This is a genomic window from Aneurinibacillus tyrosinisolvens, from assembly GCF_001015055.1.
GTDB lineage: Bacteria > Bacillota > Bacilli > Aneurinibacillales > Aneurinibacillaceae > Aneurinibacillus_A > Aneurinibacillus_A tyrosinisolvens.
On the sequence record NZ_BBWZ01000024.1, the window covers coordinates 12750 to 37618 of the forward strand.

Consider the following 24869-nt stretch of genomic DNA (forward strand, 5'->3'; position numbering starts at 1 on the left):
GGTATCCTTCTCGATCTTCAGTTTTTGCACTTTTTTCCTTCATCGACAAATACTTTACATAGTTCAAAGTCTTTTACTAGACAAAAACCTTCTATCCTTCTTCTTTGTTCTTCAACCGAATCCCATGGCGAACGCTGCACAGGGCCTTTTTTTACATAAGCAATCGCTTTTACCTTACTTTTCTTCATAATGTATAACCCTCTGTATATTTATCATCTTCTTTTCTTGATAATTCACGGGCTCGCACTTTATTCCATAATTGCTTACTGATTATTTTAGGGAATAAATCCTTTTGAACGATTTGGTTCTTCTCTTTCTTTCCGTTATAAGTATTAATTCCTGTGTAAGTCTCATTTTGAAGAACGTAGCGGACCTTCGAACGGCTCCACTGTTTCCCTTTACGTGTATATTTCCCTGCTTTATTCAGCTGCTTTGCAATTTTGTAAATTGTATATCCATCAGCATAATCTTTGAAAATACTTTTAATAATTTCAGCTTCTTCTTCCTGTATTGAAATTTCCCCATCTTTAATAACATAACCATGAGGGAGTTCCCCTCCAGCATGTTCATTTTTTTTCGCTTTGGCCAATCGGCCACTTCGTGTCCGTTCGTTGATTATTTTTCGTTCGAATTCCGAGAAGCTACCAATCATTTGAAGAAATAGCATACCTTGCGCACTGGACGTATCGAATTTTTCAGATACGCTCACAAAAGCAACTCCGTTCGGTTCCAATTCATCTTCCACCATAATCAAAAGATTTTTTAGTTTTCTGTGAATACGATCCGCTCTTAAAACGACCATTGCTTTAATTTCATTTTTAGGGTCTTTTACAAATCCCATCATTTCTTGGTACGATTCCCGATTGTTTGTAGTGGCACTTTTGGCTTCATCAACAAAAACTTCTACCAATTCGTAATCATGAGCAAAACAATATGCTTCTATTTTTTTCTTCTGTTCTTCAATAGATGTATTTTCGATTTGGGCATTGGAGCTAGTACGTGCGTATCCTACCACCTTCATTTTCCCTTTCGTTTTCATTTCTCCACCCCTTATAATTCACTCTATATTTTTTCCTTACGTAAGGATTCGCTTGCACGTACTTTGTTCCAGAGCTGCTTGCTAATAATTTTTGGGAAAATGTCTTTTTGAACGATTTGGTTTTGCTCTTTTTTTCCGTCGTAGGTATTTACCCCTGTATATGTTTCATTTTGAAGAATATAGCGAACCTGAGCATGAGTCCAATTCTTTCCATCACCATGTTTGGTCGGCACTCCTCTTTTATTGAGGATTTTAGCAATCCGATAAAGTGTATCTCCTTCCGCATAACCTTGAAAAATTTCTTTTATGATTCCTGCTTCTTCAGGGTTAATGGTGATTTCTCCTTTATTCTCTTGGTAACCATATGGAATCGCTCCGCCTGCCCTACGATTTGATTTTGCTTTGGCCACTCTGCCATTTCTCGTACGCTCATTAATAATATCCTTTTCAAATTGAGCAAAAGTTGAAAGAATACCAAGCATCAATCTTCCAACAGGTTTGCTGGTATCAAATGATTCTGTAATACTAATAAAATCAATTTTCATTTGTTCTAATTCTACGGTAATGAAATTTAACAAGTTTAATTGATTACGATGTGCACGATCCATTTTCAAAACAATTACCGATTCGATTTCATCCTGATTTTCATTCAAATAGGAAAGCATAGATTGATAACCTGGTCGATTTATATCCCCACCACTTTTCCCTTCATCTGAGAATATTTTTAACAATTCAAAATCTTTTATATCACAGAAGGATGTAATCTTTCTTTTTTGTTCTTCGATGGAAGTATTTTCAATTTGGCTTTCACTTGAAACACGAACGTAACCAACCGCTTTACTTCTTTTTTTGGTAGACATTGTAAATTCACCCCCAAAATCAAACTAATACATATGTAAATATATTTCAATTTTTTTACGTAAAAATGCACCTAACCATTTGATTCTACTATATTTATTATACTTTTTTTGTGTAAAAAACCCTCTAAAAAGAGAGGAAAATCTAAAAAAAATTTACGAGAATCAAAAAAAGAGTTCGGATGAAATCCACCTGATATATTATCTAAAAATTAATAAAATTATAAATAAATTAATAGGTCTAAGAACTTAAAATTTAAAAAAATGTAAATTTATGGTTATAAAGAAAAAAATAAACGGAGGTGATATTTTGAATTTAAATTCTTTTGCATACGATGACATGACGGAAAATCCAAATATGGCTCTGCTTGCATTGCAGTGTCGTAAAAAATTTAAAGATGGAGAAATTCCTGAAACACTTTTTTCAAATTTTGTCCAACGTCATATGGGTGAAATTCGATTGGAAGATTATTATTTCTTCATGAAGTTTTATGCTGATTTTTTCACAGGAAATATTTTGGAGACATTTTTTTCTGTTAGAGAAAGTCCACATAAGGATAACTGTGTAGCTGAGAACAATGAAGTTTTGTCCAGGTTGCCTTCTATCTTTCAAGCAAAGTTTTTACCTTGCACAGGTGGCGGTGCCGACAACGATGGATATTTGGGATGGGAAAAACCTATTATAATGAGACGTTTCATTGCTGAAGAAGGATGCATGTATCAAATATATGAATACGTGAAACCTAAAAGAGTTTCACTTGAAGTTGGTTCTACGGAAGGTGGAACTACCTTCAGGCATATCTATGGCGAAGTTGGAGTTGCAAGATGGGCGTATCATTCAGATCGGGTTTATATCTACACCCATAAAAATACAACTGCAACTATTCCAGTTAGTATCGACGATCCTTTATTAAATCTTAATGGTTTCCCTAAAGTCCCTGATATCAAGCATATTTTTAAAGAAGGTGTATTCATTTGGGATAAGAAGTCAAAACAATTCGTTTTAGAAAAAGCGGAGTCATAGTACTCCTTTTTTCATACAACAAAAAAAGCCGCCTAAAAGGACGACTCGATAGATTGGTTATTTTATTTCTTTTTATATACATTCAATTTCAACCAACCAGGTCTTTGTTTGAACAGAAGTGACGTTTGCCATTCCCAATTGGAAATCTCTCCACACAAGTTTTTGTTTCTCGGATGGATTACTCTTCATATGAAAATATAGCTTTTTAGCTTCCTGGGCTGTAATTTTGCTTTTATAGATTTTCTTAATTAATCGGTCAACTTCTTTCTCAGTTAGTTTGCTATAGTTATTCAGTTCAGCTGTTGCAGTGACTGGTGCTGGTGAAAGACTTTCAGCTACAAACGCCAGCTGTCGTTCTTGTTCCTCTCTTTTGAACCGAGCGTATTCTTCTCTTCTATATATTTCTTGCGCCAACCTTTTGCGTTGCTGCTGTTCTTCTTCCTCTTTCCTTTTGCGTTCCTCTTCTAACTTCGTTGTGTAAAGAGCCGCTTTCTCTTGATACCGCTTCTGAAAATCAACTCTCAACTCTTCATCTCTTTTTGGATCGGCTAAATTTAATGAGTTATCTTCGACAGACAATGCGGTCGACATTCTCATGTTATATCCTTCATTGATTATGAACCCCTGGTACGGTTCCCCTCGTCGATCAAGAATCAATCGATTGACAGTAAAAGTTACATGGTCCTCTTTTGCAGATACGTAATACAAACTTTTAACCCTTGTATCCATTTGATCGGTAGTTTCACCTACAGGCAGATAATCAAACACGTTGAATATGGAGTGTTCTTTCCTTAACGCTTTCAAAAACCTGGTCCACTTTTGATCTTCGGTTGTTTCAACAATCAGGTCTGCCTCTGATGCCCAGAGATGGATAGTATGCCGATGCATATTTAATGTTTGCTCGCGATCTTCTACAAACCAAACAACGTCCAGTCCTTTTTCTTTGTAAAACTCGTTTTGTCTCTTAATGTTATTTATAAGTTTCTGGTCTTTCGTTGGGGTAACGTTGGTAAGAACAGAAATGGCCACTTCTCGATTTTTAATCTTCAAGATTAAATCAGGATAATACTTCCACCCCTCTTTTGCTTTAGCAGCTACACCCTGTTCAACAAAAACATCTGTATGAAGGGATTCTTGGCCCTTTAATTCGTTATATATGAAACTTAGAATGACTCCATGTTTAGGGGACTCACGTTTTTTCTGCTGCTTATACTTATTAATTTGTTTTTCCTGCATTTTCGCTTCAAAGCAAGAGGTCCCACTCTCATGGGCAAAGTGTCGATCTTTAATATCGCCAGAACGAATCACCAATTTGCTATGACAGAAAGGGCAAGTATAGCCGCCTTTTTTTCCGATATTCCGAATCAGTTCAAGATCACTGTTGTATTTTGCCCACTCTGCTGCGATCGTTGTATGTTCCTTTGCTTTCCCGTAATTTGCGCTATACACAAATACACCCCCGCATCGACTTCCAGTCAGAATCACCTTTTGAAGAAATTTTATCACAACAAGACTGCTAATTTATAAAAAAGAGAGGGGTTCACCTCTCTCATTTTGGCCCTACAAATTCAGCAGGCACATATCCATGCCAACCGTTCGACACTACACGTATTTCAGATTTTAGAAATCCAGGGTCAATCAATTTAACTCCTGTTCCTTTAGGAGCCATCATGACAAGACCTTGACCTGCAAGTTCCATAATTCCTTCGTTATCATTCGCGATACTATATTTAATCAATTCATCAAGCACCTCTTCTGATGCTCCAATCAACGTATCTTCTTTTAATACTCCTATTTCCCCAACACGAAGAAACTTCGTTTCTTCTGTTTTAGGTTCGGGAGCAGCTGTAGGTTTAGGTGTTTCTTTTTTAGGTTGAGGTTTAGGAACCTCTTTTTTAGCAACAGGTAGAGGGATTGGTTTTTTCGGAGCATTTTTGACACTAATGATTTTACTTTCTTCTAATATATAAGAAGAGAAAAGACCGCCTTTTTTCTCAAGTTTTCCTTTGATAGTAATAAGTTGTCCTTTATTCAAGGTAAGTAACTTGCTCTTTTCTTCAACTGTTACATGAGCAACAAAATCAATACGTTTGGAATCTGGCTTTGCTTTAATCTCAATTCCATCTTCTTTGACATTAATAATTTCTCCGCTCCATTGTACGTATTTACCTTTTTCATTGTTCCACTTTTCCTTCTTCTGCAAATCTGTTTGGTTCTCTAAAGATTTAAGGTAAGTGGAAAAGTCCAAACTAATTGGCTTTTCATCAACAACAGGCGAAGGCGCTTTTTTCTTGGGTTCTTGTTTAACAGGCGCAGCTGCTGTTTTTTCTACAACAACTGGTTTTTGTTCATTTGCCTTCTTTGCTTCTTCTGGATCACTTGTTAACGCCATAATTAAGACAAGTCCTGCGTATGCACTTCCAATGATTCGAGCAGGTTTCCCAATTTTCTTCCATTGAAACGGCAGCATGAGATAAGGAATGAAAATCCATCCCAATGCTTTTAAAAATGACATTCAATCACCTCCTGGTTTATATTTATTTCAGTCTGAAGCTCTTCTTAATCCTTTCTAAAATGCTAGATTTCTTGTATTTTTCTTCGCATGCTTTTACAATGTTAGCGTCTGGATTATATGATTTAAAACGTTTTTGCTTAACAGCGACTTTCAAACAATAATCACGGTCCTGGTTTACTGCTTGTACAGCGTCCTGATAACTTTTAACGCTTGGTGGTGCAGCTTCAGCTGAATGCATTACCGAAAAGGAGCTTAACACTAATAACATCGTAACCGTGTAAATGAGCCCTCCTTTTGCGCTTTTTTTCAATTCAGCTTCCGATTTCATCAATATCGCCCCTTTTCAACAACAAACATATGCGAAAGGGGAATTTTGTCAACAAAAAAAGCCGCCCTAAGAGGCAGCAGCTTTATTTACTTGAAGCTATTTTCGTTTCTATTTTATCTTTCAGGTCCTTATTAAAATATTCTATAGTAGCCAACGCACTTTGACGGTATTGCGGATCATCCACGAGCAAAATTAGACAAAGTTTAGCGAGAACTGTTAAACAACGCCATTCGTGCTGCAGACCTGTTGCCCTTCCCTTATCGGTACGGAAAGATACATGTAGTATGCCATGTGCTGCGAGAAATTTTAGGCTATATTTTCTCTTATCGATTGATATCTTCAGATAAATAGTCTCGTTGTATTCAAATTCTGCATTGAGTATTTCTAGTCTTAACGCCTCAATGAGTTTCCTGTCCTCTTTCTCTACACCTTCACGGCTGTTATCAATATGCTCCTGTAATAGGTCTTTCAGCGTTGTCCCTGTTTTCATGTGCGTCTCCTTGTACCTACTTTTTTATCTTTAAAAGATACAAAAGATTCATCGTAATTGTCAAATATCAGAAAAGTGAATATCCGTTTATTATTCAATACTGACTAGGTTATATTAGTAAAAAGGGGTGTTTTATTTGGGAACAGAAAGACTCGAGGAATACTTTAGAATGAAGAAAAAACAAGGAAAACAAGCGGTTCAGACCAATTGAGAAGCAGTGGTTATCTGCCATCGACAGGCTATATGAGCAAATCCTGGGGTGGGTAAAACCATTCATCGACCGCGGGGATTGAAATATGACCTATTCTCGTTCGTCACTCAAAAAGCGTATGTTGGACAGTACAAAATAAAAAAAGCACCCTAATCAGTCGGAGGCTTTTTTTGATTTGGTTCAAGTAAAAATTTAAGTATACACCCATAAATCACGGTTACTACACATGTTACAATAGCCAATATCGCAGCCGCAAATATAAAGTAAAAAACTAGTTCAAGTGTTGTTGTTTCCTTTGCGTAATTCTCTAACGTTGTAGCCATAAATCTTAACATTTTTGAAAGGTATATTGCTACAAAAAAAAGTATTGGACTCATCGCTAGCACGATTAGAATTACTCGAATGATCCCAGTCGCCGTCATCTCTTCTACTTGATAAGGAGAACGTTCCTCTCTTCCTTCCAACAATTGCTCTTTCATTGGTTTTCTACAGACAGGGCATTTATGAATCACAGTATCACCTCACTTTATGTATCCAGCCTTTTCTTTTAAAATAACATACACAAAATTCCGAAAATGAAAAGGTATTTGTTCCTTTTTTCTGCTCATAAAAGCACGAATTTGTACGCTAAGCGATTTTTCACATCGAAAAAGCCGATTTCCTATACGCTAAGGAAAATCGGTTTTTTAGGTTCCTTGTTCAACTAAAGATTCCCGTTACCACAATAAGCAATTTTCTTGGGTTATCTCAAAAACTGTATATTATTTGCATAAAGGTCTATTATACAATACACGTTCTTCAGCAGTTCAAACAAATCCTTCTTGCTTACTTTCTATTTCAGTCAATAATGTTCAACACCTAGTGGTTAAAGATTAACCTTCATCACAATCTCATCAATTACTTTTTGCAATTCTTCAAGCGTAACAACAAACCACTCTTTAGGAACTAACATTTTTCCGTTTGCTCCTAGAATAGAAATATCCAAATTATTATTCGCTAGTGCGTGATGAATTGCCGTTTCAAATTTGCTGCCGTTCATATTGAATACTTGATATGTAGTAACGATTTCAACTGGCGCATAAAGATAAGTTGATTCATTCTCTGCGTTTCTAATCCTGTTTTCTACTAACCCTGTTGTAAAACCAATCTTATATAAATCTTTAATGGAACTAATTTGTGGGTCGGTACTCAATGATTTCAGCACGTATATAAATCCTCTTGAAACATCATCTTCTTTAAAATTATCCAATAATGTATCTTCATTGTCGGTTACACGTCTACCATGTTTATATAGTTCAGCAGATAGTGAACGGAGCAACATATCCGATTCCGTTCCATTTTCAAAAACACACCGAAGTCGAGCGTTAATTTTATCCTTTATCTTTTTACGTTTCCCAACAGTTTCAACATAAAGGAGCACTCCTTTTAATACATAGAAACTATTTGGTTCAATGTCCTGTTCATTTTTGAAAGGTACAATCTTTCGTTTACCCTCTGTAAGTTCCTTATGACACGTCTTGAATAGTGCCTCAAACTTCTCAAAACCTTTCATCCTTTTCCGTCTTGCAACATACTCAGGCATTGTCGTAACCTTTTGAAGGGAGCTTGTATCGAAAATCGAAGAAGCTGTATCATTTAACAGACTACCTCCCAGCAATTCAGATGAACCACTGTTTAGGATATCGTCAATGGAAGAGATTTTAGGAATCATGACTTCCTTTTGTTTCTTTTTTAGCAATCCAATTTCATCATACGGTTTCAAATATTCCATGCGGTCAGGGTCTTTGCGAATTCCAATTAATCGACTAGCCAGGCTTCTTTCAGCTAAGTCGGTAGGAACTTTTTGCGGTTCACGTCCATTTTCTTTAACGAAATCAATAATCTCTAAAAACTTTTCAACTTCGGGGTCGTACTGAAATTTAGGAGCTTTCTTAGGTTGCATTGTGATTTCAGTAAACAGCGAACTATCCATGATTTCATCAATCGAATGGTATCTATTTGCCATTTTCACGTTTTCTCCTTAATTCTTGCATATAAATTACAGCTTCACCCATCCGTCTTTCTATCGGATCATCAGATTTCGGATCAGGTCGTCTTTCTGTTGTTTGGAAGAATTCTTCAACTTTTGGCCAAATGAAGACTAATTCATCTTCATCAAATGAAATACGTTTTGCATCAATAGATTCCTGAATCAGTTTCAACACTGGCGAGTTCAAATCTTTCGATAAGACCTCGAACGCCTTTTGGAATGGATTGATTGAATCAATCAGGTTAATGTCTAAGTCCTCAATGTTTACGAACTTATCCGCCATACGAATAAATTCTTTGCTTCCTACGACTTCTGACTTAGCACCTTTCATCACAGTATCTAATACAACATGTTGTCTAACTTCTTCAATTTCCTCATCTGACAAGTTCGGGTAAACTTTTTGGATTACTTTAGGAATCAATACTTTGTTCAAAACTTTTGGGTCAACTTCTCCAGTGAATGTTTTTTGGACTTGCGAATCCTGCATGATTTTTGCTTTTAGGTCATTAATATCATTTTCGATGATCTTTTTCACGTTTTCCGTTGACGGCTCTTTCAACCCCTTAATGAACAATTCGCCTGTCGCAGAAGATTTATCGCTATCGTTTCTTTTGGGCCTAAATTTAAAATCAGGTGTGAGGACCTGTTCCATTAAAAGGGAGGCGGAGATAGCTTTAAGCATTGTATTTACCGTGTACGTTACTGCTTCGTCCTTTGCATCAGGTTTTGCAATGAGGTTGGTGAATTGAGCATGGGTTTTGTTGTAACTATCACGAGTACAACGCCCAATAATTTGCACAATTTCTGTAAGTGAGCCACGATAACCAACTGTCAAAGCATGTTCACAGAATGGCCAGTCAAAGCCCTCTTTCGCCATACCAAGAGCTATAATTATGTCTAAATCATCTAGCTCCTTAACATTGCGCAAATACTCGACGACTTTATCGCGTTCAGCTTGGTCGTCCACCAAATCGGCAATCTTCAATATTTTTCCGTCAGTATGTCGCTTCACATAAATGATTCCAGTTTCTTCATCTTGATAATCAACTTCACCAATCAAATCAAGAATTTGATTCACTTCATCGTATTTATACTTTGTCGATTCACCTGAATTCACATTTGGAATATGAACGATTGTCTTCAGATTTGTATCCAAGACTTCATCAATCGCTGATATGTACTTCCCTTGATAGAAATGATACCCAATTCCAAAGCTTTTTAGATACTCATAACCGTCAAGCTGCTCATAGTACGAATACGTTACCTTATCGAACAATTCCTCATCTTCTGGTAAAAGAATCGGCACAGAATCCCCACGGAAATATGAGCCAGTCATTGCTACAATGTGTGCTGATGAATTACGAATGATACTACGGAGCAATTCACCTAATCGAGAATTATTATCTGCCGAAACATGGTGAAATTCATCAATCGCAAGCAAACAGTTATCAAATGCCTTATCGTCAATTTTTTCGAACGCATATCGTAATGTCGAATGGGTACAAATCAACGCTTTGTCGTCGGATTCCATGAAACGAATAAAAGAATTAACTTTTGAACTATTTCCTCCAACAGTAGTCAAGTTATTTCTTGGATCAACCTTCCAATCTTCAAAGAAACCATAACTCTTCAAATTCGTATTTTTAAACGAAGACCCGATGGCTCGTTCAGGAACAGCTACGATGACTTTCTTCAAACCTTGATTTATGAGTTTGTCCAAGCCGATAAACATTAACGCCCGAGATTTTCCTGACGCTGGTGGTGCTTTGACTAATAAGTATTGTGAATTACGTTTATCAAATACTCGTGCTTGCATCTCACGCATTCCGTATTGATTTGTTTTTTTACTCTGACCAGTTTGATGGTAATTAATTTCAACTATGTTTTCCATAAGCACACCTACCGCTCAGTCATTTCTTGATACATTTTAAGCAATACTTCTAAACGCTCCTCATCGTTTTCGAATACTTTTTGACGATAGGCTCGTTCTACAATTCCATCTAAATTTTCATGTGCTACTTTTAATTCCATTGGCATTGTTGCAGTATTATATAGTTCTGCTAATGTACCACCTAGCTCTTCACGAAGATCAAGAATTTCAAGAATAGCTTCTTCAATTTCATTCTTTCTTCTTGTCGATAATTCAGGAATTGGAAAGGTGTTATAACATAAACCAGCAGAGTACCTGTAATCATTTTTTAATCTTCCAGCTACTGCTTTTACCCAAGTCATATGCATTCGTGACATCAAAATGCCTAAAAGGTAAATATCCGCATCATAAATTACATAAATTAGGTTTGATAAAATTATATCTGCACCAGCTAATCCCATTGGAATATAAAATCTATTTTCAGAAGAAACAGATGGAACAACAATGGAATAATTGTTTGTTTTATGAGTATCTCTAAACTTCCATGGCGTTAATGCAAGTTTATTCGTTCCTTTATCTGTTGATTTTTCCCTGTGATTTTTTGAAATTGAAATTCTTTCTTTTATTAAAGGATTAGATTTTATTTCCTCATATTTCTTTTCATTTAGCCATAAACAATACCGTAAAGCACCATTAATAAACTCCACAGAACCTATAAACTTTTTAAAATATGAAACTAATTCAGGATACTTATCAATTGTGTCTGCATATTCTGCAAGAGTAAAGAGTAATCCTCCGCCATCGTTAGGCATGTTCCCAAAATGAAGTTTTGGCAAATCTGAAATTGGCTTCGTCCTAGAAGAAACAAGAATATTTTCACCGCCAGTTAAATAAGGACTAATGTTTGGAACTAGCTTTTTCGTTTCATCAACAAATAGATACTTGTTAACTTTGGTATCTAATGGACCAAAACCTACAATCACAACAATTACTCCAGCATTGTTTTTGGCATTATTCGTCCATTTGAACGATTTAAAAGCAAAATTGATTTGAATATTAAACTTGAATAACTCATTCCATAAAACGGAAACCTGTTCCCCTTGGGTAATCGAATTTGTTGATACAAAAGCAGCCTTTGCATTTGTATCGGAGATATATTTAGCACCAAGGAAAAACCAAGCTGAAATATAATCTAGTATCTTTCCATTTTTTACATTCCCAAAAATGGACAGCATATCAGATTTATGTTCTTTGTTTTGTTTTTTGGACCCAAGATAAGGTGGATTACCAAACACAAAAATTTCTTCAGATTTTTGTACGGGACAAACATCCGTCCACTCAATCCTAATAGCGTTAGCGCAGCGAATATCACCTGCTGTATGAAGGGGTAACGTAGGGCGTACTGCGTTATGAACTTCATTATTCAATTCTTCATTCATCTGATGATCCGCAATCCAAAGTGATAAACGAGCAACGTCATGAGCAAAATCATCAATTTCAATCCCATAAAATTGAGAAAGAGTAATTGATGGTACATAAAGATAGGTTCCAAGTAGTTCTTGAAGTCGCTTAATGATTTTAATTTCAAGACGACGCATTTCTTTGTAGGTGATAATCAAGAAGTTTCCTGAACCACAAGCAGGGTCAAAGAATTTGATTTTGCTGATACGTGTGAGAAGTGCTTCAAGTTTTTTATCGTCATCGTATGCGTCTATATAATTCTGTTTAAGCTCATCTAAGAAAAGGGGGTTAATTACCTTCATAATGTTCGTAACGCTCGTGTAATGCATTCCTAAGTGACTCCGACTTTCTTCCGTTGCCACAGCTTGAATCATTGAACCAAAAATGTCAGGATTAATTTTCGCCCAGTTTAGCAATTCACCGCACTCGATGATTAGTTTTCTCGATTTTGTTGAAAACTCTAATGCTTCGTGTGGTTCAGTAAACAACTGTCCGTTTACATAAGGAAACTCTTTTAGATAAGTCGGAACATCATCTCTTCCAACCTTATCCAACACAACAAATAAGTCAGTAAACAATTTATTTAAATCTGATCCGTCTTCTTCAGTCAACGTCTTAATTAAATTTGTAAAACTATTGCGATTGAAAATGTTAGTATCTTCCGCAAACAAACAGAACAGCAAGCGAATTAGAAACAGGTCTAGCCCTCTAATGTTGTCAGTGATGTTGTTCTCTTTGCGAAGTACATCATATAGGCGTGCAAAACGTTCGGCTGCTTTGATGTCGGCAGGGTTTTCTTTTTCAAATTCGACTTTTTCAACACCTTTCCAAGCAAGGAAGAAATCGAAATATTGAGGAAGTTCCTCAAACTTAATATCGATCGCTGCCTGTGTCTTTGTGTCTTTCGCCAATATTCCATCAAAATTAGTAACCAACAGGTAGCGTGGTTTGGCTGACAGTTCAGCCACTTGTTTTTCTACTTCAACAAAGCTGTCAAAAAGCTTTCCTTTCTTAGCTTCCTTAAACCACACCTTATTCTTTAAGTGAACTTCACCAGCTCGTTTCGTAAGGTTCTGATTCCCGTTTTTCAAGCGTGTAATCGTAGCTCGTGGAATATCATAAACATCGAGTAATTCGTACAAGAAATCTGAATGATCTTCCCGATTCACTAATTCAACAATTTTATCTTCTAAATCAATAATCGCCATTTCATTTTTCCTCCAACAATACTTTGCTTAACTCTCTTAATTTTTCGATAACTGTTAACGAATCCTTAGCCACGGTCTTTACGATTGCGTCTATTTGTTGTATAGCCCTCTTGTCAAATTCCCTTTTTGACATATAACGCACCGTTGCGTTGCTTCAGTAATCCTCGTTTGTTTCGTTACTTACACCATTTTGTTGTAAATATGAATCAAGTAAAATTAAAACAACTACCCAAACCTTTATCTTTTGTGAAATTGTTATTTTTATTATAACATTGGCATGTATATTTTTGTTAATGGTTGCTTGGGTGAAGTGTGTGGGATAATTAAGAGTTTGATCCAGGCTTTTTTCAAATTACATTCAAGAAATACTTCTTTTTAAAATATGTCTACCCTGAAGATTCTATAAAAAGTCAATAAAGGGATCCAGCCGTCAAAATGTAGCTAATGTAAACTAAACAAATTTCGCCAGGGTAAAAAATAGTTTTTCATATAGGGAAAAATTGCATGTTATTTCACACAAAAAGCGCAATGGTCACGTAAGTTTTTAGATAAAAAAACAGACCTGTAGCTGCAGGTCTGTCATTTCAACGTTATTTGAACAAAAACGAAAGTCGATGTCCCTCAAGTTTTTTTACTTGTTCAAAGATGTATTTTAGGTGAATGGTGTTCAAAACAATACAATCGTATGAAGGTTCGAGAACTCCTACACTTCGACAGATATGACATTCTCTATGTGTATGTGATGCGAGTATAGTATCGTCGACGTCCCAAAATTGAGCTGCTTCAGAAAAATAACATCCGAAGTCAATCTTCTCTTTATATCCTTCAAAAGCAACGATAACGTGTTTTGTTCTCATTAGCTTCACTCTACCGTTGTAAGGGTCTTTGAATTCATATTCGCTTTGATTGTTAGGGATAAAAACCTCGGCATTCTTTACCTTCATTAATTTTTTTAGCCTTTGGAATTCACCGTATTTTTGCGGATCCACTTCTTTTAGTCCTGCCTCAATTTCTTGCCATGTTTTTTTAGCATCATTCATCTCCCTACACCTCCATTACCCTTCGACAATTGATTATTATTTTCACAAAAACAGGAAGGGTCCTAGTATTAAAAACGTACATTGATAAACCCAAAAGAAAACCAGCATTCGGCCGAATATAACCAAATGCTGGTTTTTAAAAATCGATATGATGACAAACGTTGGTTGTGTTTAAATACAGAAGGATAATTGATTTAAAATGTTGCTACAAATCAAATAAACGCTGGTGTAATCATATTTTTGACCTAATTTAGGGTTCCAGTACCTTCCGTGCGCTAGCCAATGACGATACTTTAATGCTCCAATATAAAAGCTGATGTGATTCTTAAGATTCACATGATGTTTCTTCCAGCTTTCAAGGATAACTTCTTCTAAGCCTACGTTTTCTTTTTTTTCTTTATAAATATCACGAAACTCACGGCTTAAATCGTCTTTCAGTTTATCTGTTGCACGTACAATATAATCCATTTTGAAACGAGCTTCTATTGCTGCAATCATATTAAGACAAAAAGAAAATTCCAGTTCTTTGAGCAAATCAGAAAAATATTCACCCACTTGTCTGTGTGTCATTCCCAAAAACTCTTCAGGGGTTATTATTCCATTTAAAATTTGTTGTTTGTATTGTTCTATCGCTGCTCTATTTACTTCGAACCATCGAGCAAGATTATCTATATTTTGATTTTCCCCAGAAAAACGGTGACTACCATTAGCCATTTGTAATCACCGATAGGAGAGCTTTTGAAAATGTTTCTTCATTCAGAGGAATGTATTGAACATTCGGGGCAGGTGTCATGATTTTCCACGTGTAAACCACTGGAGTCTTTACTGCTGCCTCTATTTCCTTTTTCATTTCTTGCTCAAATGCCATTTCTGCTGCTGAACTGAAAACCCGTACCGTTACTTTTGGTTTTGTTAGACGTTCATCAACATACGTGAATAGTACCTTTCCGTATGTTCCAACCATATCAATCCGTCCTCGTGAACCGATAATCCATGTTCCAATTGGTTCTAAAACCACTCGTTGGCCTTTGATATCAATGTACATTTTATCAATTTCGTAATCACCGATATGTTCCTCATTAAGGACTGTTTTTTCAAAAGAAATGTCTATATTGGAATTAGGTTTTTCCGTTAGAGGTTTTAACCACGCCGTTATATCTTGATAAAGCCCTTTAACAGATTGTAACCATTTCTGTTTATCTTCTTCGTAATTAAAGGTATCTTTCCCCTCGGAATCATCGTTTAAAAAGTCCTCTAAGTCCTTTAAGCTCATGGTATAACCCCCTTCCTTCTTATTTCTCTATTCATTTTACCTTTTTAACCACAAGAATGGAAATCAAGGAGAGTATACGCACTGTTGGTTTATGTGTATAAGCAAAATGACGCAATGGTCACTTATGTTTTTAGACAAAAAATAGACCTGCAATAGGATTGCAATATATGATTTACAAAAAAAAAACGCACCGTGATTGGTACGTTTAATTGAACAACTTTGAAATCCGATCTTTAATTTGGAATTCACATCCATTTTCGATAAAATCAACAAGCCAGGCTGCGGCTTCAATATCAATTTCTCTTAAAAAATACCCTTCTTTCAACATTTTTATAAACGCTGCATCTTGTAATATTTCTTTGATAATGCCTTTATATTTTTCTTCTGTCGTTAACTTTTCTATGTTTACGACATTCAGGAATGAATCTTCAATATAGATTTCTTTTTCCTCTTTGATGATAAAAATTTTGAAATGATAAAGTGTTTGCTCGAAAAAGCCCTCTGTTTCTGTAGTTGGCTCTGTTATAACAGTTCGTACTTCGATGACTAAGGTAAAGGCAGATTCATTTTTTTCTTTCGTAACTACACCAAACTCAGTTGAGCCTAATAGTGCAATTCTTTCTCCGTTTTTAAGCTTGTGAAACTTTAATTCTCTCATAACGTCACCCTTTCTTTTTACTTTTCTTTATAACCAATAGCTTTATAGCTCATTCGTGTATTCAAGATGCCTACGATGATATACCGAGTAAATCGCTTGCTTTCTTTCTTCTAAAGGTAATTTATTACAAATCTCACGAATTTCTTCATCTACTGCACGATTTGCAATGTTAATCGCAGCGATATGATCCGCTTCCCCTTGGTGGCCGCAGGACGTGCAGTGGAATTCTTTATATTCACGATTCTCCGCCTCAATACGGTTACAGGCAGGGCAAAGTGTGCTTGTGAATTCCGCATCAACTTCGCAAAGAAAAATAGAAGCATCTAGAATACCTTCCTCAAAATCCGCAAAAAGGCGGAAACTTCATGGTCGGTGTCAGCAAAACGTTCAATCGCTACCGCATGATATCCTTTGGCATCTTCTTTTATGCAATTTGCGATCGCCAGATAATGGGCGTCCCGCTCCTTGTCCAGTTCAACCAATTTTTCCTTAAGCAAAATGCCTTCTTTTAATTCTCTTTCGTATTCATTTTTAATTTCTTCTATTAGTTCTCTATTTTCCTTTTCATCTTCTATTGCAAGCAGCTGCTCATACTGCTCTATTTTCATTCCTATTTTTTCATATATTTTTTGAACAGGTTCTACAAGTCTCTCAAATGCTTCTTTTTGATCGAACGGACGGCCGTATACCTTCCCTTCTGATGTGTAGGCGATCTCTGTCATCCCAGCATCTACACCGAGGACAGAAATGCTCTTTGTTTGCGGTTGAATTGACGGATCGTCGTAATCTACTCGTATAGAAAAACGGGCCCCCGTAAGCGAAATACTTGCTTTAACGCGGTTCTTTATCTTTTCTTCATCTATAGAATCTATTTGCAATTGGAAGCTTTCCAGTCCGTTCCTTGATAGGAATTGGACCGTTTTTTCTTCGATAAAAAATTGACAGGTATCCTCTGTCACGGGGATAGAATTAATTTCCTCAAAAGCCTCTTCAAATAAAAAATTCGAACGTTGATGAATTAAGGTATGTACTTCTTTTCTCCAATTTTCTCTATCTTTTGTTGTAGCATACAAAATCTTACTTATCCCTTCGTAGCCATAAAAATCCTCCATTCTTTGAAGTTCGCGTATCTCTTTCTCCTCTGCTTCTGGACGACTATCAAAACAAAAAATAAGTAGCGATACGTGTTCAAGATACGGATACCAAACAGGCCTTTTTGCTCCGTATTCGCTTTTTAACTCCTCGACACTTTGTAGTAGAAAACTTCTTGCAAAGTTCCATGATGACTCTTCTGCAAGCTCACGATAGGGTCCCATCTCCTCACTTTGAAATAAATTTCGATTTTGATAAAACGGACGATCGAATCGCTTACGAAAAATACGGATTGCACTACCAGATTGACTAAAATACTGAAATCCTTGCGTAATAAAAGAACGATATTCGCTCAAAATATCATGAAACACTTGAATTGTATTGAATTTTAACGGCTCACTTTGAAAAACAATTGTTTGCATATCTCCCCTCCTTTTTCTGCACTATACTCGGTTTCTTTGAAAATGGAAGGAGCTATTCCTTTTTGTTTCCAATGGTTCACGCTCTTGATAAAATGGGAAAAATAAGGAAAAAACCTTGTTCGGAAGGGGCTGAATTCATGTCGGATCAAAATAAGCAACTTGAGGAAGATGAAGTGAAAGATTGGGGATTACGTTTGTCGATGGAAAAAACTGAATTCGATGAAGCTGCTCAAGAGGCTGAATGGGAGGAACGGAGGAAGATAGCGGTACAAGAAGCTTTAGAAGAAGTAGAAAAAGAGTTGCGGAAAGAAGTTGCATCGAGGATGATTTCAAAAGGTTATGGTGATGAAACAGTCAATGATGTTACCGATTTAACCTTACAAGAGCTCCAAAATTTACAGGTAGAACAAACCATAAAAAAAACATTAACCCGAGTGGTATTAAGTATGATTGCCGATGGTGACAACAACGAAAAAATCGTTCGTATTACCAGTTTAACCTTAGAAGAAGTTGAATCGCTACGTATGAAAAGTGAGGTGAATGATTAATGGAAAATCTTGATGAATTTAGTCGATTCGTCCTTATCGAATTAGAAAAAAGAACTGGAATTAAGGAGTCTGAAATAAGTATCTTAGATTCAGCAAGTGTCGATCTCATGGAAAATAGCTTTTCTGTTGAATTCACTATTCGTAATGATGATGATATATACACCTTCTGGCACGCCTACGGCGAAGAACTAGGGAATTTAACAAAAAAGGTTATGAATGATGCATCTAAAGAAGAAATTCTCGTTAAATATTGGGGAGATTGGAGTATTTATGGATTTGATGATGATGAAGATGAACAGAAGTAGACGAGAATGAATAGCTTTCACCAAAAACAGAAAAAGCGCACCTATTATCGGTACGCTTATCTTGAGAAAGCCGTGTCCTTTTGAACGGTTTTTGTTTTGTGGGTTACTTTCTCTACAAAAACTTTTTTCCAACGTGCTGTACATGCAGCTAAGGACTCAGCTGCAGCGGCCAGACGTTTTGGAGGCTTGCACTCAGGGCTATTTTTCGCTTTTTCCATGAAGTCGACTCCATGTTTAGCAACATGATATGCTGCTTCGTATCCATCCTTCTCGATATCTACGCTATTTACTACTTTTTTCAACGCCTGGAATTCAGCGATCGCTTTTGCTTTAAATGCCTTTTCACGTTCGGCGATTGCTTTTTTTCTAGACTGTTTAACCTCTTTCAGAGCTCCGATGGATGCTACAGAAGCTTTTACTGCAGCTATGGCTACATTTCCCGTTGTTTGCACAATACCATGAGATAATTTATTCCCAAGATTTGAAGCTAATTTTCCTGCCCCGTAGGCGGCGATTCCTGCAACAGCAAGGGTGGCTAAACCAGGCGCACCTGCAGCGGCCACAATCGCTCCACCAACCACATATCCAGCACCTAAACCTGTAGCCAATCCACCGACTTTTCCAGCAAGATTAGCCGTTTTTCCTACTGTGTAATCGGCTGCCGCTTCAGTAACCCGACCAACCGCTCTTGCGAATGTTACGGCTCGTTCTCCAAATTTTTGACGTTTGGTCTGTTTCTCTACAAGATGTTCCTTTGAGTTCTCTTTCATCTCAAATTTCTCAACCTGAGGCTTCGATGATTCGAAAAGTTGTTGTTTCTTTTCTTTTGCCTGCATTTTTTTACTTTCAGCAATTTGCAGAACGTCAATCTCATCAAACTGTTTATTGCGAATTTGAATAAGTGTTTCACGACCCTGCCTTTCTGCTGCAGATACCTCTCCGTTTAATATTTGCTCATGGTCAGCAAGTTCTTGATAGAGCGTCATTGTATGCATAGCGACATCAGGGCATGGCTCATCGAAATGTTTACCTTCCATTTCATGCGATAACCTTTTGCTGTTCCAGATGAGATATTCTTTTGTTTTTTCATCTCCTGTTTGTTGGAGAAGCTCTTCTGTGCGCTGTTTCTGCTCTTTCATGTAGGCAACAGCAAAAGAATCCTCTTTTTCCTGTTCTTCTATTGTTTCAACAGAAGGTTGTTCTTTTATCTCTCCCTCAGCAGCAGGTTCAGTATTTTCAATGACAGAAGGTTCTTCAGTTACTTTTACAGTTTCATTTGATGCAGTTTCTTCTTTAGAAGCTTCTTCTTCAACTGTATTTTTCATATTTATCGTTTTATTTGTTGTAGCTTGATTTCCCATCGCGAGGTTGAAAGCTACATCACGATAATGGGCAGCTGATTTTTCATTCATCTGTTTATGTTGTAGTGCCTGTTCTGCATCAACCTGGAATTCTTTGATTCTAACCTCTGCCTGTTCTAACTCTTCAGGTTTAAACTGATGCTTTGCATCTTCCAATCGCTGAATTCGAGTTTGAGCTAATTCATATTGTTTTTCATTAACTCCAACGCTCATTTCTCGGAACTGAGCTACTTTCTCGTTGAAAGTGATTTTTATTGCATTTAAATCCTCTTCTTTCGTATCCAATAAGGCTCTTGTTTCGCGCCATTCGGCAGTTCCATATTCCATTGAGGATACCTTTTCCCACAACATCTTATTTTCGTCTTCCTGCTGTTTTTTATGTTCACGCATTTCTGCGTAGGACACTTTGATTTCAAAAGCAGCTAACTTAGCCTGGGCAAGTTCAGTTTGTTCATCATTGAACGTTTGATACAACTGATATTTTTTTCTCTCGTTTTCGGTTATATCAGGAGAGGCCAACCTTTCATCTAGTTGAGCTCTCTTGTCTCTTAGAACGTCCAATTCTCCATTTATTTTCTCCATTTGTTCTTTTGTTTTATTTTGTAATGAAATGATATCGTTGTATTCCCACACATCCGCTTCATTCTGCGTGACTAACGTTTCTTTTTCGCTTTCTAAATGGGCTCTTTCCATCTCTGATTCTGCAGAAGAAATTTGCTCATCAAACTTCTTTAGCTGACTTTCGTATTTTTCTAGTTGTTCTTTAGCGTAACTCATATAATCCCCCCTCTCTTTTCTTTCATAATCCTTGATATCATAAGGCTTTTCGCTATTTTGTCAAACGATTTTTAGACACAAAAAAACCTTCAATTCCTTAGAATTAAAGGCCTTTTGCATCAGCGACTTCAATCGCAATATAATCAATTACGTCTTTTACGGTTGGGAACATATGGTATTCGCTGTATTGTGGGTACGTAACTTGAATCTCATACATCTCATGAATATCTCGTAAGAGCGCCATGGCACCGAGGAGATTTTTTTGAGTCAAATCTTCCAATCGACTTTCATACGTAATATCGTCCATTGTGATACCCAATCTCACTTCGATGGCAGCAAGTACTGACATAATAACATCAGCATATAATTTTTCCTCGAGAGACGCACCTTCAAATTCACGCGCCAGGTATTCCCGAACGGTTTCTCCTTCTCTGTAAGCACCCAATTGTTACACCTCCTTTATTTAAAATTGCGGCATGACATGCTTAATATAATAGTTCGTATATTCTCGATGTTCATATATTTTTTCTACCAGTTCTTCTCTTGAAAGAATGCGCGGCGATGCACTTCTTTCTGTTGGATCTTGAAGCGACACTGAGTAGTTGATTTCGCCATCTTCATCTTTTTCTTCCCAGAAAACATATCGACCTTTGAGTATTTTTCCGCCGCCTTGATACGTATATTGGTCGAATCTTGTGTAATATTCCGCTTCAAATCCTGATCCACTTTTCTCTAACATGTAATCAATATACTTCTCTGCATCTTTCTTACTTTTAATTATTCCTATCATTTTAACTCCCCCTTTTTTAATAAAAATCTACATCATTGTAAATGACTTTACCTTGATTTTTTTTCTTCTCTTTTTCAGCTGCACGTACTTTTTGCAAACGTGCTTCAGCTAGTTCAAATTCTTTTCGCGCAAGATTGATTTTCGCTTTAAATACTTCTTCTTCTTCTTTGCTATCGAATCCATCAAGTTCTTGCTTCATATACTCGAGTTTGAGTGTTTCGACTTTGACTAGAGCATCTTGTGCTGCCTCTTCCTCTAAGGTCATTCTGTCTAAATAGTCAGGTATAGCACCTACAACCGATTCTTGGAATGCGATTGCATTTCTCTTTCTTTTCATTTCCATTTCTGCTAGTTCTTTTCGCTTCATTTCTTCATTTGTCATTTAAAAAACACCTCCTAAGTTATTTACCTTGTACTTATTTATCTTTATTTATGTATTTTTTGCCAGAATTTGTGGGTTGTTCACCAAGGACTTCTCTCATTGCCATATCCGTCACCAGCCACGTACTCTCTGATTTTCTAACCAAGCCTCTTTCGATTTGATTATCAAATTTTTTAAAGCGATTAAGCATATTTCGAAGATGGCTATCCGAGATTCCCCATAGCTTGGAAGCTTCTTTTGTCGTCATTACTTGTGAGATGAGAAAAACAGCTTCCCCCTTTTGGTTCTTACTCATGCTCGCCTCCTTTAATCGATTTCGATTACCTTATTTTTCTATTACTACTATTCTATTATAATCGAATTCGATTAAAAAGCAAGAAATCCTTTTGGAAATTTATAAAATATTTTTCCATTATTTTCGTTATCGATGGTATGAAGTAAACGGATTTAACAAAGGAGGGAACGTATGAGCAAAAGATACACAAAAAGAAAAGGGAAAGGCGGTCAGATTAATCCAAAGAAAAAATGGACAGATTTAAGCCTGAAACAACGAGAGTGGGCGCTACAAACAGCTGCAACGGCTTATATACAAGCTAGATATGAACTAGGCAGGGCACTAAACAAACAAGAGAAATACTCGCTAATCAAGAAAATAAAGCTACGTATGTGGATACCGCCAGAAGCAGTCAAACCAATATTTATGGATGAATTCAATCGTCAGGAAAACTTGATTGAACGAGATTTAGAGAAATAAATAAGCAACAAAAAAAGACCACCCGAGAGGATTGGGGCGGCCGTGACTATGAAGGTTTACTTTTTTCTTATATCTATTTTTTATCCTTTGGCAAGTTTTTTCTTTCTAATTCCTGGATCTTTTTTTCCAGGCGAGTTTTTTCAATTTTCCACTCCGCAGCACGCTCTTCTACCTGCGTCTGGTAAAACTCTTTCATTTCCTGTCTTATTGCTGCTTGTGTTTGTTGATTCTCTTCTGATAGTTCTTTTATAGACCTTCTCCCGCGTTCTTGTTCTTCCTCAAGGGCTTGCGTGCGAGCTTCAATTTTTGCTTCTCGGATGGCCATATTCTTCTCTTCCTCTGCCCGTTCAAGCGAGCGTTGGTGTTCTATTCGTAAATATTCTACTGTGTTTTCTAGCTGTTCTATTTTTCTTACAAATGATTCTTTTTCAGAGAGATATTCCTTTATCCCGTCTTCCCGCGCTACAAATTCAAGAATTCTATTATTGGCCTGCTCAAGCAGCTGCTCTTTTGATTTCAAGAGCTCATCGGATTTTCGAGCGGAATCTTCAATTGTAGCTTTTTCTCTTTGCAGAGCAGTATTCTCTTCTTTATATGATTTCAATAAAGATTTCAGCGAATCAATTTCTTCCTGCCTTTTCAGTACATTTTCTCTGTTTTCAGCAACAATTTGATCGAGTTTTTCTTGGAGTTCAGCTCGATCTAGGTTTGCATCCTGCATTCTTACCTGAAATTTATCAATCATAGAGACGTAAGAACGGTAAATCTGTTTTACGTTCATGTTGATCGTTTCAAGGTCTGCCATATAAGTTTTTGCTTCTTTATCTCCGCTGGCTTTTCTCGCTACGAGCATTTCGTACACAGCATCACCAAACTCAACGCCAGAAAGACCTAAATCTCTTAGTAAACTTGAGATTTTTCCCTTCGTTTCTGATTCTACGCGCTGGGTAAAAGCTTCCGTTTTCTTTTTCTCTGTTTCTTCAATTCCAGTGTCTCGTTCTTCGATATTTTCGCTCATTGCAAGGTCTCCTTTACCCGACTTTATATTACTTTCAGTATAGCCAGGAAGAGGAACAGAGTAAACATGTATAATCTAATGTTTACAAAGTTTTCTTATGTTTACACAGAAAACATAAAGAAATATTTAATTAACGTATTGCTCTCTTCATTTTTTCGAGTTCTTCATTATTCAGGTTGAAAAAATCTTTGATTTCATCGTCACTGCGCTCTTTTTTTAAGGCACCTGCTACCAATTCTATCATCTTCTCTTCAACAGCCCCTTCAGCAGCATCAACTTCTCTTGATTGGTCATCCAGAACTGCTTTTTGTCTGCTGAGGTTTTCTGCCCATGCCTTTTCTTCATTGAAAGACTCCTTCATAACGTCACCGCCTCAAATATCTTTTTGTAAATTTTATCATTTGTAACAGCCAAAACGGCTGTTTTTTCTATGATTTTCCTTATTTTTCCTTATTTCGATTATAATAAGAGAAAATTTTGGAAGGATGATTGATTTGGAATACAATCACAAAATTTTTAAAGATGCGAATGATAAAAGCATAATGGACGTGACTGCATCGCTCGAGTATTGGGTTCCAAAAAAGGGAGAAGAAGTCTATGAGGGGAAAATAATCATTTCTATCACAGACAAAGAGGCAGATTATATCCGTTCGTTTGTTTCAAAATCTGTTGCAAAAGTACTCTTTCATGCAATGAAGATGGGAATAGAAGCCTTTAACCAAAGATTCCCCAATGGATTCACTGATTATGGTGGCAATCCGAACAAGGCGCCTTTGATTTCTAAAATACTTAGCGTTACCACAACGCAGCAAGGTCAATTCCTTTTCACCGCACTTGAGAAACCTGGTTTTAAAGGGAAGCAAGGGAACGTCTTGGCCAAAAAAGACTCCGCACCCTTAAAGACAGCAAAACGTTACGTGGACGAAATCAGAGCAGCAGAACTAGCCTTAGAAGTACTTGATTACATTCACTTCGCTGAGCAACAAGCTTTTAATTCAGGTCGACCACTGGTTACGCTAACGCCAAAAAAGGAAAAAGAAAACGAAAAAGAGGAAAAAACAGAACCAGCCGCAGAAGCAGAACAACAGGAACCCCTAATCCCCTTCTTAGAAGAGGAAAAAACACCAGTACCGTTCGAGAATGAAATATTCTCAGAGATGTTTAAAGAGGTCGATGAGTATACCTTCCGAGGCGGAAAAGTGGAAGGAATGAAGTTCGCTCAATTTCCAATTGAAATCGTTAAAAAAATGACCGAACTTGATGAAACATCAGAAGACCGAAAGAAAGTCATACGTCTTGCCAAAATTGAATACATGCGAAGACAAAAAAAGTTAGCTTAAACCACTCTCTGAGTGGTTTTTTTGTTGGAGGTGTGTAAATAACTTGTAAAATGCTATACTTGTTTCAGAAAAATCAA

The 24869-nt window shown here is 36.7% G+C and carries 29 protein-coding genes; 5 read left to right on the plus strand and 24 right to left on the minus strand.

What is annotated here, in order from left to right; all coding sequences use genetic code 11:
- Window positions 1–17: 17 nt before the first annotated feature.
- Genes MBEAL2_RS31890 through MBEAL2_RS18330 form a run of 3 tightly spaced genes read right to left on the minus strand, consistent with a single transcriptional unit; the run spans window position 18 to window position 1899 of the window.
- Window positions 18–188 (minus strand): recombinase family protein, encoded by a 171-nt coding sequence (locus tag MBEAL2_RS31890; protein WP_161798240.1) that lies wholly within the window; start codon window positions 186–188, stop codon window positions 18–20.
- Window positions 185–1039 carry a recombinase family protein gene (locus MBEAL2_RS18325; protein WP_236692934.1) on the minus strand — a complete coding sequence of 285 codons (855 nt, stop codon included), beginning with the start codon at window positions 1037–1039 and terminating at the stop codon, window positions 185–187. Before MBEAL2_RS18325 ends, MBEAL2_RS31890 begins: the two co-directional genes overlap by 4 nt.
- A gap of 23 nt (window positions 1040–1062) precedes the next feature.
- Complete coding sequence (locus tag MBEAL2_RS18330) at window positions 1063–1899, minus strand: recombinase family protein (protein WP_047153725.1); 837 nt, start codon at window positions 1897–1899, stop codon at window positions 1063–1065.
- Between the two features lie 307 nt (window positions 1900–2206).
- Between MBEAL2_RS18330 and MBEAL2_RS18335 the strand changes: the two genes are divergently transcribed.
- Window positions 2207–2920, plus strand: a complete 714-nt coding sequence (locus MBEAL2_RS18335; protein ID WP_047153726.1) for a hypothetical protein — start codon at window positions 2207–2209, stop codon at window positions 2918–2920.
- A gap of 72 nt (window positions 2921–2992) precedes the next feature.
- Here MBEAL2_RS18335 and MBEAL2_RS18340 read toward each other — a convergent pair whose 3' ends face one another.
- The 14 genes from MBEAL2_RS18340 to MBEAL2_RS18400 form a co-directional block, all read right to left on the minus strand.
- Window positions 2993–4369, minus strand: a complete 1377-nt coding sequence (locus MBEAL2_RS18340; RefSeq protein WP_052947819.1) for a competence protein CoiA family protein — start codon at window positions 4367–4369, stop codon at window positions 2993–2995.
- A gap of 100 nt (window positions 4370–4469) precedes the next feature.
- Window positions 4470–5435 carry a hypothetical protein gene (locus MBEAL2_RS18345; protein ID WP_047153727.1) on the minus strand — a complete coding sequence of 322 codons (966 nt, stop codon included), beginning with the start codon at window positions 5433–5435 and terminating at the stop codon, window positions 4470–4472.
- A 22-nt stretch (window positions 5436–5457) separates the two neighbouring features.
- Window positions 5458–5763 carry a hypothetical protein gene (locus MBEAL2_RS18350; protein WP_047153728.1) on the minus strand — a complete coding sequence of 102 codons (306 nt, stop codon included), beginning with the start codon at window positions 5761–5763 and terminating at the stop codon, window positions 5458–5460.
- A gap of 82 nt (window positions 5764–5845) precedes the next feature.
- Window positions 5846–6253, minus strand: a complete 408-nt coding sequence (locus MBEAL2_RS18355) for a hypothetical protein (protein WP_047153729.1) — start codon at window positions 6251–6253, stop codon at window positions 5846–5848.
- 360 nt (window positions 6254–6613) lie between these two features.
- Window positions 6614–6943, minus strand: a complete 330-nt coding sequence (locus tag MBEAL2_RS18360; protein ID WP_152667841.1) for a hypothetical protein — start codon at window positions 6941–6943, stop codon at window positions 6614–6616.
- A 386-nt stretch (window positions 6944–7329) separates the two neighbouring features.
- Window positions 7330–8469: a GIY-YIG nuclease family protein gene (locus MBEAL2_RS18365; RefSeq protein ID WP_047153731.1), complete on the minus strand. Its 1140-nt coding sequence runs from the start codon at window positions 8467–8469 to the stop codon at window positions 7330–7332.
- Entirely contained in the window at window positions 8459–10384 is a 1926-nt protein-coding gene (locus MBEAL2_RS18370; protein ID WP_047153732.1) for a DEAD/DEAH box helicase, read from the minus strand. Before MBEAL2_RS18370 ends, MBEAL2_RS18365 begins: the two co-directional genes overlap by 11 nt.
- A gap of 8 nt (window positions 10385–10392) precedes the next feature.
- Complete coding sequence (gene dnmA / locus MBEAL2_RS18375) at window positions 10393–13032, minus strand: DNA methyltransferase DnmA (protein ID WP_047153733.1); 2640 nt, start codon at window positions 13030–13032, stop codon at window positions 10393–10395.
- A gap of 590 nt (window positions 13033–13622) precedes the next feature.
- Window positions 13623–14072 (minus strand): hypothetical protein, encoded by a 450-nt coding sequence (locus MBEAL2_RS18380; protein ID WP_047153734.1) that lies wholly within the window; start codon window positions 14070–14072, stop codon window positions 13623–13625.
- Between the two features lie 171 nt (window positions 14073–14243).
- Window positions 14244–14786 carry a hypothetical protein gene (locus MBEAL2_RS18385; protein WP_047153735.1) on the minus strand — a complete coding sequence of 181 codons (543 nt, stop codon included), beginning with the start codon at window positions 14784–14786 and terminating at the stop codon, window positions 14244–14246.
- Window positions 14779–15345 carry a hypothetical protein gene (locus tag MBEAL2_RS18390; RefSeq protein WP_047153736.1) on the minus strand — a complete coding sequence of 189 codons (567 nt, stop codon included), beginning with the start codon at window positions 15343–15345 and terminating at the stop codon, window positions 14779–14781. The genes MBEAL2_RS18385 and MBEAL2_RS18390 overlap by 8 nt, the downstream gene beginning before the upstream one ends.
- A 205-nt stretch (window positions 15346–15550) precedes the next feature.
- Window positions 15551–16003, minus strand: coding sequence for a hypothetical protein (locus MBEAL2_RS18395; RefSeq protein WP_047153737.1), 453 nt, complete (start codon window positions 16001–16003; stop codon window positions 15551–15553).
- 42 nt (window positions 16004–16045) lie between these two features.
- On the minus strand, window positions 16046–16333 hold the full coding sequence (locus MBEAL2_RS34020) for a zinc ribbon domain-containing protein (RefSeq protein ID WP_082130019.1): 288 nt from the start codon (window positions 16331–16333) through the stop codon (window positions 16046–16048).
- The gene (locus MBEAL2_RS18400; RefSeq protein WP_047153738.1) at window positions 16327–17517 is read right to left on the minus strand and encodes a hypothetical protein; all 1191 of its coding nucleotides are present in this window, start codon (window positions 17515–17517) and stop codon (window positions 16327–16329) included. Before MBEAL2_RS18400 ends, MBEAL2_RS34020 begins: the two co-directional genes overlap by 7 nt.
- A 62-nt stretch (window positions 17518–17579) precedes the next feature.
- On the opposite strand from MBEAL2_RS18400, the gene MBEAL2_RS18405 reads away from it, so the two are divergent.
- Entirely contained in the window at window positions 17580–18065 is a 486-nt protein-coding gene (locus tag MBEAL2_RS18405; RefSeq protein WP_047153739.1) for a hypothetical protein, read from the plus strand.
- The gene (locus tag MBEAL2_RS18410; RefSeq protein WP_047153740.1) at window positions 18065–18370 is read left to right on the plus strand and encodes a hypothetical protein; all 306 of its coding nucleotides are present in this window, start codon (window positions 18065–18067) and stop codon (window positions 18368–18370) included. Before MBEAL2_RS18405 ends, MBEAL2_RS18410 begins: the two co-directional genes overlap by 1 nt.
- A gap of 56 nt (window positions 18371–18426) precedes the next feature.
- Here the strand turns inward: MBEAL2_RS18410 and MBEAL2_RS18415 are convergent, their stop codons facing one another.
- The 5 genes from MBEAL2_RS18415 to MBEAL2_RS18435 all read right to left on the minus strand — a co-directional run bounded on the left by MBEAL2_RS18415 (window position 18427) and on the right by MBEAL2_RS18435 (window position 21975).
- The gene (locus MBEAL2_RS18415; RefSeq protein ID WP_047153741.1) at window positions 18427–20508 is read right to left on the minus strand and encodes a hypothetical protein; all 2082 of its coding nucleotides are present in this window, start codon (window positions 20506–20508) and stop codon (window positions 18427–18429) included.
- Window positions 20509–20611: 103 nt separating this feature from the next.
- Window positions 20612–20953: a hypothetical protein gene (locus MBEAL2_RS18420; RefSeq protein ID WP_047153742.1), complete on the minus strand. Its 342-nt coding sequence runs from the start codon at window positions 20951–20953 to the stop codon at window positions 20612–20614.
- A gap of 18 nt (window positions 20954–20971) precedes the next feature.
- Complete coding sequence (locus tag MBEAL2_RS18425; protein WP_047153743.1) at window positions 20972–21298, minus strand: hypothetical protein; 327 nt, start codon at window positions 21296–21298, stop codon at window positions 20972–20974.
- 16 nt (window positions 21299–21314) lie between these two features.
- Window positions 21315–21680 (minus strand): hypothetical protein, encoded by a 366-nt coding sequence (locus MBEAL2_RS18430; protein WP_047153744.1) that lies wholly within the window; start codon window positions 21678–21680, stop codon window positions 21315–21317.
- Between the two features lie 34 nt (window positions 21681–21714).
- Window positions 21715–21975 carry a helix-turn-helix domain-containing protein gene (locus tag MBEAL2_RS18435; RefSeq protein ID WP_047153745.1) on the minus strand — a complete coding sequence of 87 codons (261 nt, stop codon included), beginning with the start codon at window positions 21973–21975 and terminating at the stop codon, window positions 21715–21717.
- 171 nt (window positions 21976–22146) lie between these two features.
- Here MBEAL2_RS18435 and MBEAL2_RS18440 point away from each other — a divergent pair, with 171 nt between their 5' ends.
- The gene (locus MBEAL2_RS18440) at window positions 22147–22434 is read left to right on the plus strand and encodes a hypothetical protein (RefSeq protein WP_047153746.1); all 288 of its coding nucleotides are present in this window, start codon (window positions 22147–22149) and stop codon (window positions 22432–22434) included.
- A gap of 73 nt (window positions 22435–22507) precedes the next feature.
- On the opposite strand, the gene MBEAL2_RS18445 is transcribed toward MBEAL2_RS18440, so the two are convergent.
- Together MBEAL2_RS18445 and MBEAL2_RS18450 are read right to left on the minus strand one after the other, a co-directional pair.
- Complete coding sequence (locus tag MBEAL2_RS18445) at window positions 22508–23452, minus strand: coiled-coil domain-containing protein (protein ID WP_047153747.1); 945 nt, start codon at window positions 23450–23452, stop codon at window positions 22508–22510.
- A gap of 130 nt (window positions 23453–23582) precedes the next feature.
- Entirely contained in the window at window positions 23583–23813 is a 231-nt protein-coding gene (locus tag MBEAL2_RS18450) for a hypothetical protein (protein ID WP_047153748.1), read from the minus strand.
- A gap of 124 nt (window positions 23814–23937) precedes the next feature.
- Between MBEAL2_RS18450 and MBEAL2_RS18455 the strand changes: the two genes are divergently transcribed.
- Window positions 23938–24792: a hypothetical protein gene (locus tag MBEAL2_RS18455; protein ID WP_047153749.1), complete on the plus strand. Its 855-nt coding sequence runs from the start codon at window positions 23938–23940 to the stop codon at window positions 24790–24792.
- Window positions 24793–24869 lie beyond the last annotated feature (77 nt).

What these genes read in the sequence shown, in the direction of transcription:
- MBEAL2_RS31890 (WP_161798240.1), bottom strand. Translation starts at nt 188, where the DNA reads ATGAAGAAAAGTAAGGTAAAAGCGATTGCTTATGTAAAAAAAGGCCCT.
- MBEAL2_RS18325 (WP_236692934.1), bottom strand. Translation starts at nt 1,039, where the DNA reads ATGAAAACGAAAGGGAAAATGAAGGTGGTAGGATACGCACGTACTAGC.
- MBEAL2_RS18330 (WP_047153725.1), bottom strand. Translation starts at nt 1,899, where the DNA reads ATGTCTACCAAAAAAAGAAGTAAAGCGGTTGGTTACGTTCGTGTTTCA.
- MBEAL2_RS18345 (WP_047153727.1), bottom strand. Translation starts at nt 5,435, where the DNA reads ATGTCATTTTTAAAAGCATTGGGATGGATTTTCATTCCTTATCTCATG.
- MBEAL2_RS18350 (WP_047153728.1), bottom strand. Translation starts at nt 5,763, where the DNA reads ATGAAATCGGAAGCTGAATTGAAAAAAAGCGCAAAAGGAGGGCTCATT.
- MBEAL2_RS18355 (WP_047153729.1), bottom strand. Translation starts at nt 6,253, where the DNA reads ATGAAAACAGGGACAACGCTGAAAGACCTATTACAGGAGCATATTGAT.
- MBEAL2_RS18360 (WP_152667841.1), bottom strand. Translation starts at nt 6,943, where the DNA reads ATGAAAGAGCAATTGTTGGAAGGAAGAGAGGAACGTTCTCCTTATCAA.
- MBEAL2_RS18365 (WP_047153731.1), bottom strand. Translation starts at nt 8,469, where the DNA reads ATGGCAAATAGATACCATTCGATTGATGAAATCATGGATAGTTCGCTG.
- MBEAL2_RS18370 (WP_047153732.1), bottom strand. Translation starts at nt 10,384, where the DNA reads ATGGAAAACATAGTTGAAATTAATTACCATCAAACTGGTCAGAGTAAA.
- dnmA (WP_047153733.1), bottom strand. Translation starts at nt 13,032, where the DNA reads ATGGCGATTATTGATTTAGAAGATAAAATTGTTGAATTAGTGAATCGG.
- MBEAL2_RS18380 (WP_047153734.1), bottom strand. Translation starts at nt 14,072, where the DNA reads ATGAATGATGCTAAAAAAACATGGCAAGAAATTGAGGCAGGACTAAAA.
- MBEAL2_RS18385 (WP_047153735.1), bottom strand. Translation starts at nt 14,786, where the DNA reads ATGGCTAATGGTAGTCACCGTTTTTCTGGGGAAAATCAAAATATAGAT.
- MBEAL2_RS18390 (WP_047153736.1), bottom strand. Translation starts at nt 15,345, where the DNA reads ATGAGCTTAAAGGACTTAGAGGACTTTTTAAACGATGATTCCGAGGGG.
- MBEAL2_RS18395 (WP_047153737.1), bottom strand. Translation starts at nt 16,003, where the DNA reads ATGAGAGAATTAAAGTTTCACAAGCTTAAAAACGGAGAAAGAATTGCA.
- MBEAL2_RS18400 (WP_047153738.1), bottom strand. Translation starts at nt 17,517, where the DNA reads ATGCAAACAATTGTTTTTCAAAGTGAGCCGTTAAAATTCAATACAATT.
- MBEAL2_RS18410 (WP_047153740.1), top strand. Translation starts at nt 18,065, where the DNA reads ATGGAAAATCTTGATGAATTTAGTCGATTCGTCCTTATCGAATTAGAA.
- MBEAL2_RS18415 (WP_047153741.1), bottom strand. Translation starts at nt 20,508, where the DNA reads ATGAGTTACGCTAAAGAACAACTAGAAAAATACGAAAGTCAGCTAAAG.
- MBEAL2_RS18425 (WP_047153743.1), bottom strand. Translation starts at nt 21,298, where the DNA reads ATGATAGGAATAATTAAAAGTAAGAAAGATGCAGAGAAGTATATTGAT.
- MBEAL2_RS18430 (WP_047153744.1), bottom strand. Translation starts at nt 21,680, where the DNA reads ATGACAAATGAAGAAATGAAGCGAAAAGAACTAGCAGAAATGGAAATG.
- MBEAL2_RS18435 (WP_047153745.1), bottom strand. Translation starts at nt 21,975, where the DNA reads ATGAGTAAGAACCAAAAGGGGGAAGCTGTTTTTCTCATCTCACAAGTA.
- MBEAL2_RS18440 (WP_047153746.1), top strand. Translation starts at nt 22,147, where the DNA reads ATGAGCAAAAGATACACAAAAAGAAAAGGGAAAGGCGGTCAGATTAAT.
- MBEAL2_RS18445 (WP_047153747.1), bottom strand. Translation starts at nt 23,452, where the DNA reads ATGAGCGAAAATATCGAAGAACGAGACACTGGAATTGAAGAAACAGAG.
- MBEAL2_RS18450 (WP_047153748.1), bottom strand. Translation starts at nt 23,813, where the DNA reads ATGAAGGAGTCTTTCAATGAAGAAAAGGCATGGGCAGAAAACCTCAGC.
- MBEAL2_RS18455 (WP_047153749.1), top strand. Translation starts at nt 23,938, where the DNA reads ATGATTGATTTGGAATACAATCACAAAATTTTTAAAGATGCGAATGAT.